Origin of the sequence: Clostridioides sp. ES-S-0054-01, assembly GCA_021561035.1 — a bacterium.
Lineage (GTDB): Bacteria > Bacillota > Clostridia > Peptostreptococcales > Peptostreptococcaceae > Clostridioides.
In genome coordinates, this window is record CP067346.1 from 3427158 (window position 1) to 3445103 (window position 17946).

The window sequence follows — 17946 nt, forward strand, 5'->3', positions numbered from 1 at the left end:
ACTATTGATTATTTCTTATTTTTATTTATATACTTTATTGTTAGTTTAAAAGTTAAGCACATATCTCTTACACATATCTTCTAAAAAATAAAGATGTTAACTTTTTTTATTACAAAGATAGCATCCTTATTTTTTAGTATCAATATATATGACCCAACTAGTAGCTTAATCGACCCAATTGTCAGTATTTTGATCCAATAGTATATATAGATTTAGTATAATTTTATATAGCTTCTACTTTAGGGTAATATCTTTTAATTACTTTCACCAACCTTCAAGTCTAAATATGAGAATAAATTTAATAGCTTTTTTATTTTTTATAAATATCTTTGAAGTCTATACACTCTAAAATAACTAATAAAAATACATAAAACCTACACTCATAAAATATAATTTATTTTATAACACATCTATTTTCCCAATATAAACTCCTGTAAAAACTTTTTCCCATTAAATTATGGTATAATATTGAATGTAAAAATAAAAAATTTATATTAAATAATCTTATCTGTTAATTTTAAGATGTTACATCTAATAGTAACTTGACTTTAAGATTATACTTTACTAAGTAACACTAAATAACAAAATTTTAAAGATTGTGAGGTAAAAATATGAATAAGAAAAATTTAGCTATATTAATATCGGGTATGATATTTTTTTCTAGCTCTTCAGCAATTTTTGCAGACAATACTACAAAACAAGAAAGATTAATAGGTGAAACAAGATATGAAACAGCTGTAGAAGTAAGCAAATTGGGATGGGTTCAATCAAAAACAGCTATTATCGTTAATGGTAACTCTATTCAAAGTGCTCTTTGTGCAAATCCATTTGCTAAACTAAAGAATGCACCTATTCTTTTAGTAAACAGTAATAGTATCGAAAGTTCGACTAAAGCTGAACTTAAAAGACTTAATGTAGACAATGTATACATAGTAGATAGCGGAAATAGTATTTCTTCCAAAGTAGAAAATGAAATAAAGTCACTTAACATAAAAATAAATAAAATAGTAGGAAATAATATATATGAAATGTCTACAAATGTACTTAAAGAAATAGATAAAATAAAAAAAGTAGAAAATGTTGCTGTTGTTAATGGCTTAAAGGGATTATCTGATGCAGTTAGCATAGCTTCTCCAGCAGCAATACACAATATGCCTATAATATTAGTATCAGACGAAAATAGTAATAATAACAGTATAAATTTCTTAAATAATAGGTCTATAAAAAAATCTTACATAGTTGGAGGAAGTAAGGTTTTGTCAGATAATACAGTAAAAAAATATCCAAATAAAGAAAGAATTAGTGGTTCGGATAGAAACAATACTAATGCAAAAATTATAGAACAATTTTATAAGGACAAAAAAATAAATAATATATTTGTAGCCAAAGATGGTATTAATCAAGAAAATGCACTAGTCGATTCATTATCAATAGGAGTACTAGCTGCTAAAGAAAATTCTCCTATAATGATATCTAATGGTAGCCTTGTAAATAGTCAAAAAGAATTTATTAAAAACAAAGACATAAATGAAATAACACAGGTAGGAGGAGGATATAATCAAAAAGCGTTTGAAGATATTTTAAAACTAAAAAATGTCAACATAAGAAATAGAACTAAAAAAATATCTTTAATACAAGCTAAAAAAATATTAAAGCAAGCTCTTCCAGGAAGTAATATTTTAGTTTGTTACTATGATGAAGATGATAATAAATACGACTGCAAAGTTATAAAAGATAATGTCCTATATGAGATAGAAATTGATGCCTACTCTGGTAAAATAATAGAAATTGAAAAAGATGATGACTTAAATGATAATAATTTAGGTACAAAAAATATATCATTGGATAAAGCTAAGTCTATAGCATTAGATGCTGTTCCTAATGGTAATTTAATCTATTGTAAATATGATGCTGAAGATAATGAATATGAAGCTAAGGTAGCAAAAAATAAGAAAACCTATGAATTAGAGATAAGTGCATTTGATGGAAGAATTATAGATATTGATATGGACAAGGATTCTGACGATGACTTTGATGATAATGATAATAATCACAACAATAACTCTAATACTAATGACAACAATTCTATTATTGGTGCTGAAAAAGCTAAATCAATAATGTTAGATAAAGTACCTGGTGGAAAAATAGTAAAATTTGAATATGATGAAGATGACAAAGAATATGAAGGTGAAATAATAAAAGGAAAAACTGAGTATGAAATAACAATTAGTGCAATTACTGGTAAAATATTAGAATTTGAAATAGATAATTAATAAAATATATATTTTATTAATTATCCCAAAGCCATAAATACTGGAATTTTCCGTATCTATGGCTTTTCTTTTATTTTGTTTTTTAATTAGTCCCCCCATTAAATTGTAATAAAATTAACTTACACAGAATTATTGCGTGATTTACTCATGAAAGAACAATAAAGTTAATATATAATTTGACTGTATTAAGATGAAAGGGGACATATACAATGAATACAATATTAAAAGTAAATAACATAACTAAAATTTATAATAAAGGTCAACAACCTAGTTTGGATAAGGTGTCCTTTAATGTATCAGAAGGAGAATTTATAGGAATAATGGGAGCTTCTGGCTCTGGAAAAACAACTCTTCTTAACGTATTATCTACAATTGATAAACCAACAAGTGGAGATGTTTTAATAAACAATATAAATTTGAAATCGCTTAGCGATACTAGTGCTGCTGATTTTCGTAGTGATAATTTAGGTTTTATCTTCCAAGAGTATTTTTTACTAGATAGCCTTACAATTTTTGAGAATATTTCAGTACCTCTTACACTTCAAAAACTACCCCCAGATAAGATAGAAAACATGGTAAGGAGTCTAGCTGAACGATTTGGCATAGCTTCTCAATTAAACAAATACCCAAATGAACTATCTGGTGGGCAAAGACAGAGAGCTTCAGCAGTTAGAGCAATAGTAAAACAACCTAGCATTCTATTTGCAGACGAACCAACAGGTGCTTTAGATTCCAACTCAGCCACTGAACTACTCTACTCACTACAAGAAGCAAATGAGGAATTGAAAACAACAATTTTAATGGTAACACATGATGCCTATGCAGCTAGTTTTGCAAATCGAATTTTGATTTTTAAAGATGGTCATATTATTAAGGAGTTATACAAACAGCAGAACAATAGACATACATTTTATGAATTGATTATTCAAGAAATTGCAAAATTAGATACTAAACGATAGGAGGATAATTTAATGAACATTTTTTACATGGCAATAAAAAATCTTAAAAAGAACTTTTCATTCTATTCTCTATATCTGCTTTCAGTCTCCTTTGTGATTACCGTATTTTTCGCATTTACTTCATTTTCGGTTAATAAAGTAATGTTAGAAAAGATTTCAACTGATGGTAGAGTTGAATCTATGTGTAATGTTATTTCTATATTTTTGATGGCATTTGTCATCTTTTATATGGCATACTCAAATCGCTTCTTCTTGAGACGTCGTACAAAAGAATTGGGCATATATGCTTTACTTGGCTATCGTAAGTTTACAATCTTATCACTACTTACCTTTGAAAACATGTTAATTTGTAGTGGAGCTTTTATTATTGGATTGGTATTAGGAGCATTGGTACATAAGGGTATTGTCTTTGGCATTACAGTACTACTTAATTTATCAATCGACAATTCACAGATACCGTTTTTTAATATAAATGCAATAAGCAAAACAATCATTTTTATAGCATTAGTTGTTTTAGTTTTAGCTATATCAAATGTTAAATTTCTTTATAAGACTTCACTTATAAAGTTGATAAGATATGAAAAAAGCGCAGAAAAAAAATTGAAGTTCAGAAAAATTCCAGCCTTTATGGGATTTATTATGATTTTAAGTGGGTATTGTTTATCACTAGATATTCTTCGTGGAACTAAGTCAGTATGGATAAGTATTGGATTTTATCAAATGGGCTTGATAACTATGATTCTCATTGTGATTGGTACAGTTCTCTTTATCAATTCCTTTCTTCCATACATTATGCAAAAGAGTAAAAAAAATAAACGAGCTTTCTACACAGGTACGAAGATAATAACTATTCCAAACTTTATCTATCGTATCCGTTCAAATTCTAAAACTCTAATTATGCTTACATTACTCTCTGCTGCTACTTTGACAGTTTCAAGTGTTATGGCACTTTCTTTATACTACCCTATTGCATCCGTTTCACGTATTACACCTTCAGAAATAGAATTTAGAGTAGAAAAAAATGAACAAATCGACGATGTAAAACAAATTGTCAGTCAATACACGTCTAATACAGACGATATTATTTTTACACAGACAAATATTTATAAGGTAAAATCTTCATCAAAAGACCTTCCACTTGAATATGAAATTGGTACATCTAAGAATGATTTATCTAATAATAGTTCGTCTAAAGAAGTTATTCCAAGAGAAGCAGGATTTGAATGTATATCTTTTTCTGATTATTATACTTTACTAAAGGCACAAAATCGAACAAAACTACTAGAACAACTTAACCCTTTAAGTGATAATGAATGTATTTTGATGAAATATCAACCAAATAATGATGAAAGTAGTGAAAATGGAACGATTTATCAACTACTCATCAATAGTAAAGAAACACCTGTAACTGTAAGAGAAACATCATTAAACAATGCTATTTCTTTTGGAAATAGCGTTGGAACACTTATTGTTAGTGATAGTATATATGAACAAATAGCACAAAATAAATTACCAGTAACAAGCATTTTAAGTATTAATGGTAAATCAATTAAAAATAATGAAAATTTATATAGTAATATTTCAGATTATTTAAATGGAAGCCCTTATTTACAGGGATATTCTCACAGGATAAATGATTTATTATCAATCAATAGTTCTACATTTCTACTAATCGGATTTCTTGTGGTATTATTCTTTATTGCTGCTGGAAGTATTTTATACTTTAACAATATATCAGCAATTTCAGATTCAAAATCCGATTATGATATTTTACAAAAAATGGGTTATACTAATATACAAATAAAAAAAATTATTAAAAAACAAGTATTGCCATTTTTTAATATTCCGTTTTTACTTGGGATATTGAACTGTGTATTTGCCACATTGGTTTATAAGACTGCTTTGATGCAGAATTTACTTGGAAACTCATTTTCACAATATATACCTGTGATTATTGCGATTTTCTTAACTGCTGTAGTATATTTAATATATTATATACTTACTATTAAATCCTGTTGTAAAATTGTATTAAGCTTAATATAGATTCTAATTATCTTTTTATATATTCTTATACTCTCGTAAAGCCTTATTCTATAGGGGTTACGAACATTTTACTTTCGGTATATACTTCACATTTCTTCTTATAAATACTCATGTCTTACCTTTGGAAAGTGGTACAGCAACAGAAGTTTCAGGAAATGATGAACATCTATGACGATTTATACAGTCTTGACCTGTTTGAAGAAACGATTGAGGGATTTAAAGATTTAGATGAGATAAAGTAACCTTTATCCGCTTTTAAGAAGATATAGTAAAATAAAAAGCCCGATTAAGAGTGCTTCGCACCACCTTTTGTGAAAGGCTCTTGATAGGGCTTTTTACCTTTGCTATACGTTATAGAAAGTAGTATAATAGTCATATAAAACCGAATTTGTAGAGGAGTGGTATGAGATGAGCAAATATGATACTTTATGGAAATATATACAGGAAAATGGAAACCAGTCTTTCAAATTAACTTTCGCTGAAATTGCTGAAATTACAGGGATAGCTATAGACCATTCTTTTTTGAAATACAAAAAGGAACTTACGGAATATGGTTATCAAGTTGGAAAAATATCTATGAAAGAGCAAACAGTTATTTTTAATAAATGTGATTAATAATTCCAGTTTACAGTAGTGATTAAGAGAAATAAAAATTGTAAGTTGTAAGGGTGATGTTATTGTGATTGAAAAGGATGACTGGCGATTATTGAATCATGTTAAATATTTAAAAAAGGCATATATAAATCCGACTGACGGAGAAGAAATTTGAAAACAAGCACTACAGCTAAAATGTTGCGAATTTTGTTCAGACTCTGTACAGGACAACCCTTATGGTGATTTATTCCGGTTGATTTGTCGTGCTACATTTGCGAAGATTGCTATAGTGATTTCAAAGACATGTTCGAGTGGGAAAAACTTGATGGTTGCGATATTAGACTGGGGCGAATAACTCCCAGTTTATAGATAGAAAGAAAAATTAAAACTTGTAGGAGGATAGAAATGTACCAGTATTGTGACTTAGATGATTGTTGTATTAGCCTTCATGATTGCTTTGTAGAAAAAATGGATTTTGATAATGGTATCTTATCCTTCGTTTTTCCTGATGGTTTTTGGATAATAAAAAAACATTCTCAAAACAAGTCAAATACTACTGTTCGCACAAATTCTTCTCAAGTAGATTTTCAAATTATAGATGAAGAAATTGATGGCATTGAGATTTATGTTTTTAAGGGAAATGGAAAAGTAAAAACAATCCGTGAAAATTGGGAACCGATAAATTTTATAACTGCTATTAATAATGGAAAATTTAGGATAGAGTTTATTACTCAATATAAAAACTATCAATCTTTTCTATTCAAATGTTGGGCATGTTTCGACAAATCGCCGTATCATTTAGAATGTGAAATAATTTTACATAGTAATAGTGTGGCTTATCGTTGGAATAAGCTACGTTATGATTGTATTTGGTAAATTACAGTTTATCAAGCAGTTAGTCAATAGATTGACTGCTTTTCCTTTACAAAGAAAAAGAACTCCTAAATAAAAGTGCCTATCATTGTTTTAATAATTAAGTCGTATCAAAGCTCACTCATTCGTGGTAAATTCGTGGTAAAATAAATATTTACTAATTGTAAAACTGCTGCTAAATCCAGTGTTTATGTAGATAATCGGCATTTCTATATAAAATTTTGTATAAAAAAATAATATTTACCAAATCGTCAAACTTAAATGCATGACCATTTGATATACTTTATTTATAAGTACTTGATATAATACAAAACTATAGATTCATAAGTTTGATATAGCCATAAAATTGATATAGTACAAAACTATAAATCCATAAGGAGGTGTAGAAAATTGCAAAATTTTAATTTAAAAATACTATTTTTAGGAAACTACATTCTATCAATCCTCTTCATGGGAGTATCTACAAGTATTGAAACTTATATGAGTATCCAAAGCATTATTCCCTTAATAATTTCAACATTATTACTTATAGATATTACATATATAACCTCTTGTAATGTCCGAGAAAATAACATTATCTCATTGTTTTGTGGATTACTGGCACTAGATAGTTGGTATTTGCTCTTATCATTTGTAGCCACACCAATAGGCACTATTATTTTTAAAATTTTAAGCACAATTATAGCGTATGTCTCTATTAAATTTATATTTTTATTTTTGTTTCAAGGTAGTGGATACAAGTTTCGTAAGATAACAGATATTTTATTTCTCATCACCTGTACTGCTGCAATTATAGGAGCATTTATCTCTGAAAAAATATATGCTTGTATGTATGGAATTCAGTTTGTTGTTAGTATAATAAGCTTTTTCTATATTATTTTTTATCATTGGAAAAGGGTCGTTTTTGTTATAAGAAGTGAAAAAAAACCTATATCGTTTTCTGTATTTACAACAATTATAGGATTCTTTACTTATTATTTTTTCACATTAAGAATATCAAATCATATTGGTAATTTTGGAATCTATCTAATTGTATTGATATTTTCTATGAGTATTCATGGAATTGTACTTAAAGAAAATGATAGTTTTCCTATTTCAACAGTTTTTAACTTAAAACAAAGGGCTATTTTTCTTTTTACAAGTATTTTAGTAGTTAGTTTGATAGTACTATTTAGTAGTAGTAATTTTTCTATAATATTAATAGCTATAAATGTTTTATTTATGCTTATTTTTCTTTGTAATATTATTTTGGAATTTAACTTAAAACATGAAAAAAATCAAATACCTAAAAATAGTAAGTATACTTTTGCATTAGAAAGATTACAACAAGAGGAACAACTAAAAACAGATTTTTCTAATTTTTTACATGACGAGGTATTACAGGATTTGCTTTCAATAAAAAATATGACAAGTAAGTCATATCGTCCAGAAGTACAAGATATTATATATGGAACACTTAACAACTTAAATACACGTATAAGAAAGCAAATGCAAGACTATCATCCCGTAATCTTAAAAAATTTGACAGTAAAAGAAAATTATCAGAATTTAATTGAAAGTGTTTCTTTATCATTTCCACAAAGAAATATTCTGGTTGCATTTAAGTGCTCTGATACTCTATTCTTGGTTGAGCCGTATGATATATTGATATACCGTCTAATTAAAGAATTATTGACAAATGTATATAAGCACTCAAATGGTAGCCACGCATGGATAACTTTATCACTAGAAAAAGATATAATAAAATTATCTGTTAGTGATAATGGTGTGGCAAATACATCCTTTAAAGCTCATTTAGATATATCTAAAATGCCTTTAGATACAACAAGCCATAAAGGCGTTATCTTAATTAAAGAACAAGTAGAAAACCTAGAAGGAACAATAAATATTTCTGATAATATACCTCATGGAGTTTGCGTACAAATTACAGTTCCTATGAAAGGAGATGGTTCATATAAATATTTTGTTAGTTGATGACCACATGCTTTTTGCTAAGAGCTTGTCCATTGCATTAGAAGAATACGAAGAAATCGAACAATTTTATTCTACACAAGATGTTCATAATTTATCAGAAATAATTATAAATAAAAAAATAGATATTGTATTGATGGATATAAATCTTAGAGACTTAAGTGAATATGATGGATTAGAGATAGCTTATAATCTATTAGAAACTAACCCTACTATTAAAATAATAATGTTAACTGGATATGACCTACCAGTTTATAAATATGAAGCTAAAAAAATAGGTATCTGTGGATTCCTTAATAAGAATATCAGTCCAGATGATTTAATTGATTCATTATTGAAAGTCTATCAAGGTCGAACTTGTTTCCCATCTGAAAATAATGAACTAATTATTGAAGATTTGACAAGTATGGAGAAAAAAATATTACAGCTTGTCTGTAGTGGAAAAAAAAGAAAAGTGATTGCTGATGAATTGTACATAAGTGAAAGAACATTATCAAATCATTTACAGCACATATATGACAAACTCGATGTCTCTTCATCAGTTGAAGCTATTACAAAAGCAATTCAAATGGGCTATATTTCTCCAGTATATTAAAAAATAGTGTTCATTTAATTAGTTAATATACATATTTTACACAATGAGGAGGAATAGTTATGACAAACTCTAAAAGTAAAAAAGAATATATAAATCGTATTTGCAAAGTACAAGACTATATAGAAGAACATTTACATGAACCTCTTTCCCTTGATGAGCTTTCCAATATAGCAGGTTTTTCAAAGTTTCATTTTCATAGAATTTTCAAAACTATAGAAAAAGAAACTTTGTCTCAGTATGTAAATAGACTAAAGTTAGAGAACGCAACTTCTTTTCTTATTCATCGTACTGATATGACAATTACTGATATTGCACATTACTTTGGCTTTACTGATTCTGCAGTTTTTTCTAGAGCATTTAAAAATTATTATAAAATAAGCCCTATAAAATATAGAAATAATTATAGCAAGAATTGCAAAGAACCATATAAAATTTCTCAGTACAATAGAAGCATATCAAAACCTAAATGTAAGAATACTAGAGAGGTTAAAGGTGAAATTGAAATTCTAGAACTTGATAATATGAATACTATTTACACTAGATATACTGGTTCATATGGTAATCTAACTAGTACTTTCCCAAAACTTTTAGAACGGTTATTCAAATATGCAAGTGAACAGAATCTAATTGGACTTGAAAACACAAAAATATTACCCATTTATCATGATAATCCACAATTTACACAGGAGCATCAATTGAGGACTAGTATTTGTATGACCATTCCAGATAACATTGTTGTCAAAGAGAATGACAACCTCGGCAATATGATAATACCTTCTGGAAAATATCTTGTGGGACATTTTGATATTTCAAAATCTGAATATAGTGATGCGTGGGATTTTATGTATAATGAATGGCTATCGAATGGTAATTATAAGTTACGTGCCTCCTTCCCTTTTGAAGTATATCTTAACAACCCACATAATCACCATCAAAATAGACACTTGGTCGATATATATTTACCTATAGAACCTTTTTAACAACCTCATCTAAGCTATTCTTGTATTAAGGATTAACATATTCCTATTTTACGGTTTGATAAAATTGATAAAATGAGGTGAACCAATGAAAGAAATAAAAATTAATGGAGCAAAGATACACAATCTTAAAAATATAGATGTTTCTATTCCCAAAGATAAACTTGTTGTTGCAACAGGTGTCAGTGGCTCAGGTAAATCTAGCCTTATGTTTGATATTGTATTTGAGGAAGGACGTAAACAATACCTGCAATCTTTAGGCATACTTGCAGGTATTGATAATGAGGATAAGTTCGATAATATTCAAGGTTTAGCTCCTACTATAGCTGTTCAACAAAATATTATTCGCCAGAGTAATCCTCGTTCGACAGTTGGCACAAGAACCAATATTCTCAATATGCTTACACTACTGTACTCAGTAGAAGGGCAAATAATGTGTACAATGTGTAATACACCTGTAGAGAATAATCTAATTTGCAATAATTGTGGGAATGAAGAAGAGCGATTGAGACCAAGTTATTTCTCATACAATTCTTCAGATGGAATGTGTATGAAATGTTCTGGACATGGGGCATATTTTGAGATTAATATTGAAAAGTTAATTCTCGATAAACGCGATACTCTAAAACAAGTCTTAGATAGGGCAAAAATTACACCAGGATATTTGAGAGTATTCTCTAAAAAATTCAACGATTATTTAGAGATGCAATTCTTACAATTACCTGAAGAAGTAAAAAATGAAGTACTCTATGGTCATTATGAAAATGGCAAAAAAAGTTCTTGTTTATCAAAGCTATATCACAACTGTTACAAAAGAGGGGAAGATTTGAATGGAGTTTATACTATGACTGCTTGTTCTGATTGCAATGGTTTCAAAATTGGTGAAGAAGCACGTGGAGTACTCTTAAACGGAAAACATATTGGAGAACTTGGGAAAATGACGATTTTAGAAATTGATGAGTTCCTTAAAATCTTATTAAACCAAGGTAATTTAAATACATTTGGTACAAACCTTGTAAATGATATTTTAGCCAAAACTAGACATCTAATAGAATCACGATTAGGTCATCTATCCTTATACAGAGAAATGTCAACTTTGAGTGGTGGTGAAATGCAAAGACTATTTTTAAATTCACATCTGGATTCAGAGATGGATTCATTAATTTATGTGCTTGATGAGCCAACTGCTGGATTACATGAATCAGAAAAAATAGACATCTTAAAATCCATAAAGAAACTTAAAGACTTAGGCAATACAGTTATAGTAGTTGAACATGATAAAAACACAATTGAGATGGCAGAACATATTATTGATATTGGTCCAAAGGCTGGTATTGAAGGTGGTCAATTAGTATATCAAGGAGATTTAGAAGGTCTACTTCAATCTGAAAAATCACTTACTGGACAATATCTATCTGGAAAATATTCAATGCCTAATAGAACAACTACTAAAAATATTACACATACTGATAAAATACCTTGTATAACTATTCAAAATGCAAATACAAATAACCTTAAAAATGTAACAGTATCATTACCTTTAGGTGCTATGGTTGGAATATCTGGTAAATCAGGTAGTGGCAAGAGTTCACTTATATCAGACACTTTACTTCCTCTTCTTAGAAGTCAGTTTAATAACTACACTAGCAATAATCAAACAAATTCTACAGAGAGTGAAATAGGTGATGAAGACGATGATTATGCAGTTGTTGATACTATTGCAGATAGATTGATTGGTACTAAATATATTTCTGGATATTCAGAGATATCTCAGTCTCCTATTGGCAAAAATATGAACTCAACTCCTGCTTCTTATATTGGTATATGGGATAAGATACGTACACTATTTGCAGGTCAGCTAAAATCATTAGAGCGAGGATTTACATCTGGTCACTTTTCATTTAACTCTAAAGGTGCTTGTCCTAAATGTAGTGGTAGCGGATATGAAAAAGTCTGGTTGGGAAATAACCTAAGTATAGACCATATATGCAGTGAATGTCATGGAAAAAGATTTAATGATGAATCTTTATCTATTAAATATAAAAATAAAAATATCCATGATGTTTTAAATATGAGTGTCTCTGAAGCTGTAAATTTCTTTGAAGATATGCCAAATATTGTTTCACACTTAAATGTACTGGAACAAATAGGTATGGGATATATAAAATTGGGTCAACCTACACCGACTTTAAGTGGAGGTGAATCTCAAAGGGTCAAGCTTGCAAAGGAAATTGGTAAAAAACGAAATGGTAATATCCTTTATGTATTGGATGAGCCAACTACTGGTCTAAGTCTGTATGATACTGCCAAACTAATTCAACTGTTGGATGAGTTGGTAGCAAATGGAAACTCTGTAATTGTTGTTGAACATGATATAGATGTTTTAAATGTTTGCGACTGGATTGTTGAGCTTGGTCCAGAAGGTGGTGACAAAGGAGGTTATATAATTGCAGAAGGCTCTCCAAAAGCTCTAAAAGAAAATCCAAAGTCTATAACAGGAAGGTATCTATAATGAATAAAAACAACTGCTCAAACTTAATTTTTGAAAAAGTAGACCCTTCAAGTGTTGGCATGAGTTTAGAAAAGCTTTCACAACTCGAACCTTTAATAATCTCACAATATGGCAATATAAATGGAATAATTATCGCAAAAAATGGGAAAATTGTCTTTGAAAAGTACTATAATGGATATAGTGCCGATGATACTTTCCATGTTGCATCAGTTACAAAAAGTATTATATCAGCCTTAATAGGTATTGTAATAGATAAAGGATATATAAAAGATGTTGACCAAAAGGTTGTTGATTTTTTCCCTGAATATACTTGTAGTCCTTCTGAAATATGTAAAAAAGCAGTAACTATACGTCACCTACTTACAATGACTGCACCATACCCTTTTAAAAATATGACTGAGTCTTTAGAGAGACTTTGCAAACAAAAAGATTGGATAAAATATACCTTGAATCAGCTTGGTCAAAAAGGTGAAATTGGTACTTTCAAATATTCTTCAGCTGGAACGCACCTACTTTCAGCTATTATAACAAAAACTACTGGAAAATCTGCTCGTGAATTTGCTAATGAGTACTTATTTAAACCTATTGGTATGAAAGTTATACTAGATTATGATATGAAAGATTTTGGTTTTGAAGATTTCTTTGGAAAAAATCTTAAGGGTTGGGCGAAAGATAGACAGGGCTATTCTATAGGTGGCTGGGGACTTACATTGAGTGCTAGAGATATGTTGCGATTTGGTTTTCTGTATTTAAATGATGGTATTTGGAATAATAAACATATTATATCTAAATCGTGGATTGAAGAATCAGTTAAAATGAATAGTAATTACTCTTAGATAACCAAACCCTCCACTATAACACCAGACTTTTGTTTGGTGTTATTATGACTAGTACTATATATCTAAAAGGAGTTGAATACTAATGGAAACTTACACGACATCAGAGGTAGCAGATTTAATTGGTGTACATCCTAATACTGTACGTTTATATGAGGAACTCAACTTAATACCTAAGCCCAAGCGTAATACTAATGGTTATCGTATCTTTAATGATTTTCATATAGAACAATTTAGATTTGCCCGTACAGCCTTAAAAATTGAGGTTCTACAAAGAGGGTTGAGAAAAAATGCTCTTGAGATTATCAAAACATCAGCAAATAAAGATTTTGACAAGGCTATTTGTCTTGTAAATCACTACTTGCAACAATTAGAAATAGAAAAATCTAATGCTGAAGAAGCACTTGCCATTGTTACACAGATTTTAAATGGAAATACTCAGGAAACAGATAAACTCTTTTTAACTAGAAAAGAAACTGCTGAACACTTAAATGTTACAATAGATACTTTAAGAAACTGGGAAATGAATGGTTTGCTAAAAGTAAAAAGAAAACAGAATGGTTATCGTGTATATACTGACGAAGATATAAAACGACTTAAAATTATCAATTCACTTCGTTTAGCAAACTATTCTCTTTCAGCGATTTTACGAATGCTAAATGCTTTATCTTTTAACCCTGATACTAATATTAAAACTGTCCTTGACACTCCAAATGATGATGATGAAATTATCTCAGTATGTGACAAATTGATAACTTCATTGAAAGAAGCTGAACATAACGCAAAAACCATGAAATCTCATCTTCAAACTATGAAAAAACAATTTTCCTAACCCTCCACCCTAACTCCAGACTTTGATTTGTGTGTTATCCTTAAGAGCGAGAAAAATTCAACACACAAATCAAAGGAGGAATAGGATGGAAAATAAAAATACTCATTCTACATGGAAGAAAAAAGTCATTATTTTTTTAGCAAGCCAATATATTTCTTTATTTGGCTCATCACTTGTACAGATGGCAATGATATGGTATGTCACACTTCAAACATCATCAGGTGTCTGGGTAACAGTTTTAACTGTATGTTCCTTTATACCTCAAATGATAATTTCTTTTTTTGCTGGTGTATGGGCAGATTACTACAATCGAAAATTACTCATAATTATATCAGATGCAATAATTGCTATATCTACATTAGTTCTAATTCTATTTATGATGTCATCAAACGGAACAACAAGCGAACTAATAGCCATAGCAGTAATATCTGTTATACGTTCACTAGGAAGTGGTGTACAAACACCTGCTGTAAATGCAATGATTCCTCAACTTGTACCAGAAGAACATTTAATGCGTTTTAATGGTATAAATGGTAGCCTACAGTCTATAGTACAATTTATAGTTCCTATTGTGGCTGCGGCAATCCTTGGCTTTGGTAATAAAATAAATCAAGTTCTTTTAATCGATGTATTTACTGCAATTATTGCTATTGTATTGTTGATATTCATCAAAATTCCTAAACATGACATACCAAAACAAACTGAAAAAGTCTCATTTTTTGCAGATATGGTATCAGGAATAAAGTACTGTTTTTCAGATAAGTTCATTAGAAAAGTACTTTTCACTTATGGGGCATTCATGCTTCTTTGTGTTCCATCAGGATTTCTTATAGGGCTTTTGATTGAACGAACATTTGGCAAGGGCTATATATATTTGTCTATTATTGAAATGATTGGATTTTTAGGTATGGTTTTAGGTGGATTGATTATAGGTGTTTTTGGTGGCTTTAAAAATAGAAATAAGACCTTTTTTATAGCGATATTATCTTATGCTATTTTTTCAATTATTCTAGGTCTTGTAACACAAGCTTGGCAATTTTTTATATTTATGTTTTTTACTAATTTTTCAATTCCAATTATTCAAGCATCAGCTATGACTATGTTACAAGAACATGTAGCACCACAAATGCAAGGTCGAGTTCTTAGCTTACCTATTATTATATACACTGGTTTTATACCTCTTGGTATGGTGATTTTCGGTCCAATGGCAGATGTAATATCTATTAATAATTTAATAATCGTAGCAGGTATTATACTCTTATTTTTTGCCTTGGCTATCCCCTACTCCAAACAGTTTTACAAACAAGGAATATTTAATTCAGAAAAATCCGAATGATATACTTAAATAGTTCAACTTGATTTACCTGATTAAAAATAATTATGTAATTTAAAATATATATTTTAAATTACATAATTTCTATATCAAATAACATTTTGATACTATCTTATATTAATTTTATATAATAATACCTCCGTTTCACTTCATATCAACAATTAAATTTATGATAGAAACGGAGGAAAACAAAGTTATTTGCATAATTTAAGTACCTACTAAATTTTTTACTAAGTGGCTCTAATTATATTGAACTTTTTACTAAATTACATTAAGTAACTATAAAATAAAATTAACTATTACACTATACAAAGTATCTGCTTGTCTTTTCCATAAGAAAATGTTAACTCTTCGACTTTTATCATCTATCACAACCTCCTTCATCATTTTTTTCTTTTTGTCGTCTACCCCACTACTTTCAAACTTAATTTTAAGTGAATAGAAACCAAGACTATCAATATAATAGTCCACCATGTATACCATTTCATAGGTACTCCACATTCTAAGTTTATTTAACTACCCTTCGATTTTTTTAATTTATTTAAACTTATTTTATTTCTATTCGGTGAAATCAAAATATCTCTCTTGTGAAATCGAAGTGAAATATATAGTAATGACTAAATAAACAAATTGAATTAAATACTTACTTGTGTTAAAGGTAACTTTAACGTGTATAATAAATTTGAGGTGATAAAATGAAAAAGGTTTTATATTTAATTCGTCTACAAGGTTGGCGTGATTCTCCATTAACAGCAACAGTAATTCAACAAGCTAAAATTCCTAGAGAATACTTTACAAGTAATGAGATTTTTTGATGATACTTACTTCCAAACTTTCTAAAGTACTTAGGATACGTTGAAATATATTGGAGATATACATCTCATGGTACTACTTATCGTCATTTTATATGTTATTGGAGTCATTAGTAAAATTGATTCCAATAAAATTAGCAATTGGTGTATTTTAAAATTTACCTACTATGAAGGTGAAACTCTCGAGCTATTAGTAATTATTAATCATGATTTTTCTGAAATAAACAATTAAAACCCTTTAAAAAATATGAAGGAGGTTGGCGTAAATGGAAATTAGAATGTTAAAATACTTCCTTACAGTAGCAGAAGAACAGAATATTACCCAAGCTGCAAAAAAACTTCATATCACTCAACCTACATTAAGTAGACAAATTAGAGAATTTGAAGAAAGTTTACATATTGACTTATTCATACGACAAAACAAAAAACTTTATTTAACCGAACCAGGAATGTTCTTGAAAAAAAGAGCAGAAGAAATTTTGGAATTGAATGAAAAGACTGAACAGGAATTTGCTAACTATCAAAATGCAATCTTGAAGGGTCAAATTTCAATAGGTTGTGTAGAAGCAAATAGCTCTCGTTTTTTGTCACAAATGTTAGAGGAAATGATTGCAGACCATCCACAAGTAACCTTCAATATCTTTAGTGGAACAAGCAATGATATAGTTGAAAAATTGGATAAAGGTCTTTTAGATGTAGCACTGTTAATAGAACCAGCTCCTGTAGATAAGTATAATAAGTTGGTTTTACCAGATAAAGAAATATGGGGGTTGTTGGTATCTACTGAACATTTTTTAACGAATCAACACAGTGTTTCTGCAAAAGAAATTTTGGGTGTACCATTAATTTGTTCAAGTCGAAAAGAAGTACAGAATATGCTTTGTTCATGGGGAAATTTTACAGAAGATGATTTAAACATTATTGGAAAATACAATTTAATTTTTAATGTAATCTCTTTAGTTGAAAACAAAGTTGGTGTAGCTCTGGCAATTAAAGGTGCAGTTGATAATCGAAAAGACAACACAAAATTTCTTCCTTTTACTCCTTCTATGGAAACTAATTGTGTTCTTGTATGGAAAAAAGATTCAATCCGTAGTTCAACAGTTCTAACATTCATAAAAAAAATAGAATATGCTTTGAAAGCATAAAACTAAGCCTAATAGGTATTGGACTATATGTAAATAAAGCTGTAACATTAACTTGTAAGCTATTCGAGTTTATGTTATAGCTTTTTTGAGGTGATAAAGCTGATAATGCTGTTTCAAATTGGCTTACTCAATATCCAGTAACGGAGGAGATATAAATGGCAAAATCTGAAGAAGTAAAAAATAAGAAA

Annotated in this window: 13 protein-coding genes and 1 pseudogene; 13 read left to right on the forward strand and 1 reads right to left on the reverse strand. The window is 29.0% G+C overall.

All coding sequences use genetic code 11. The features are described from left to right. Positions 1-611 precede the first annotated feature (611 nt). The 12 genes and pseudogenes from JJC02_15645 to cme all read left to right on the forward strand — a co-directional run bounded on the left by JJC02_15645 (position 612) and on the right by cme (position 15801). A complete protein-coding gene (locus JJC02_15645) occupies positions 612-2273 on the forward strand; it encodes a cell wall-binding protein Cwp21 (GenBank protein UDN54291.1) in 1662 nt (553 codons plus the stop codon). Between the two features lie 209 nt (positions 2274-2482). Beyond that, positions 2483-3232 (forward strand): ABC transporter ATP-binding protein, encoded by a 750-nt coding sequence (locus tag JJC02_15650; protein ID UDN54292.1) that lies wholly within the window; start codon positions 2483-2485, stop codon positions 3230-3232. 12 nt (positions 3233-3244) lie between these two features. Beyond that, positions 3245-5275, forward strand: coding sequence for an ABC transporter permease (locus JJC02_15655; GenBank protein UDN54293.1), 2031 nt, complete (start codon positions 3245-3247; stop codon positions 5273-5275). Between the two features lie 408 nt (positions 5276-5683). Next, positions 5684-5890 carry a hypothetical protein gene (locus tag JJC02_15660; GenBank protein UDN54294.1) on the forward strand — a complete coding sequence of 69 codons (207 nt, stop codon included), beginning with the start codon at positions 5684-5686 and terminating at the stop codon, positions 5888-5890. A 384-nt stretch (positions 5891-6274) separates the two neighbouring features. After that, the gene (locus JJC02_15665) at positions 6275-6745 is read left to right on the forward strand and encodes a hypothetical protein (protein ID UDN54295.1); all 471 of its coding nucleotides are present in this window, start codon (positions 6275-6277) and stop codon (positions 6743-6745) included. A 387-nt stretch (positions 6746-7132) separates the two neighbouring features. Beyond that, positions 7133-8716 (forward strand): ATP-binding protein, encoded by a 1584-nt coding sequence (locus JJC02_15670; protein ID UDN54296.1) that lies wholly within the window; start codon positions 7133-7135, stop codon positions 8714-8716. Continuing rightward, the gene (locus JJC02_15675; protein UDN54297.1) at positions 8688-9308 is read left to right on the forward strand and encodes a response regulator transcription factor; all 621 of its coding nucleotides are present in this window, start codon (positions 8688-8690) and stop codon (positions 9306-9308) included. Before JJC02_15670 ends, JJC02_15675 begins: the two co-directional genes overlap by 29 nt. A gap of 59 nt (positions 9309-9367) precedes the next feature. Continuing rightward, positions 9368-10288 (forward strand): AraC family transcriptional regulator, encoded by a 921-nt coding sequence (locus JJC02_15680; GenBank protein UDN54298.1) that lies wholly within the window; start codon positions 9368-9370, stop codon positions 10286-10288. An 85-nt stretch (positions 10289-10373) separates the two neighbouring features. Beyond that, positions 10374-12797 (forward strand): excinuclease ABC subunit UvrA, encoded by a 2424-nt coding sequence (locus tag JJC02_15685; protein ID UDN54299.1) that lies wholly within the window; start codon positions 10374-10376, stop codon positions 12795-12797. Beyond that, positions 12797-13624: pseudogene (locus JJC02_15690) on the forward strand (serine hydrolase). The gene JJC02_15685 and the pseudogene JJC02_15690 overlap by 1 nt, the downstream one beginning before the upstream one ends. A 94-nt stretch (positions 13625-13718) precedes the next feature. After that, positions 13719-14465: a MerR family transcriptional regulator gene (locus JJC02_15695; protein ID UDN54300.1), complete on the forward strand. Its 747-nt coding sequence runs from the start codon at positions 13719-13721 to the stop codon at positions 14463-14465. A gap of 85 nt (positions 14466-14550) precedes the next feature. Then, positions 14551-15801, forward strand: a complete 1251-nt coding sequence (gene cme / locus JJC02_15700; GenBank protein UDN56442.1) for a multidrug efflux MFS transporter Cme — start codon at positions 14551-14553, stop codon at positions 15799-15801. Positions 15802-16077: 276 nt separating this feature from the next. Here cme and JJC02_15705 read toward each other — a convergent pair whose 3' ends face one another. Further along, on the reverse strand, positions 16078-16281 hold the full coding sequence (locus tag JJC02_15705; GenBank protein ID UDN54301.1) for a hypothetical protein: 204 nt from the start codon (positions 16279-16281) through the stop codon (positions 16078-16080). Positions 16282-16876: 595 nt separating this feature from the next. Here JJC02_15705 and JJC02_15710 point away from each other — a divergent pair. After that, positions 16877-17758 (forward strand): LysR family transcriptional regulator, encoded by an 882-nt coding sequence (locus JJC02_15710; GenBank protein ID UDN54302.1) that lies wholly within the window; start codon positions 16877-16879, stop codon positions 17756-17758. Positions 17759-17946: the final 188 nt, after the last annotated feature.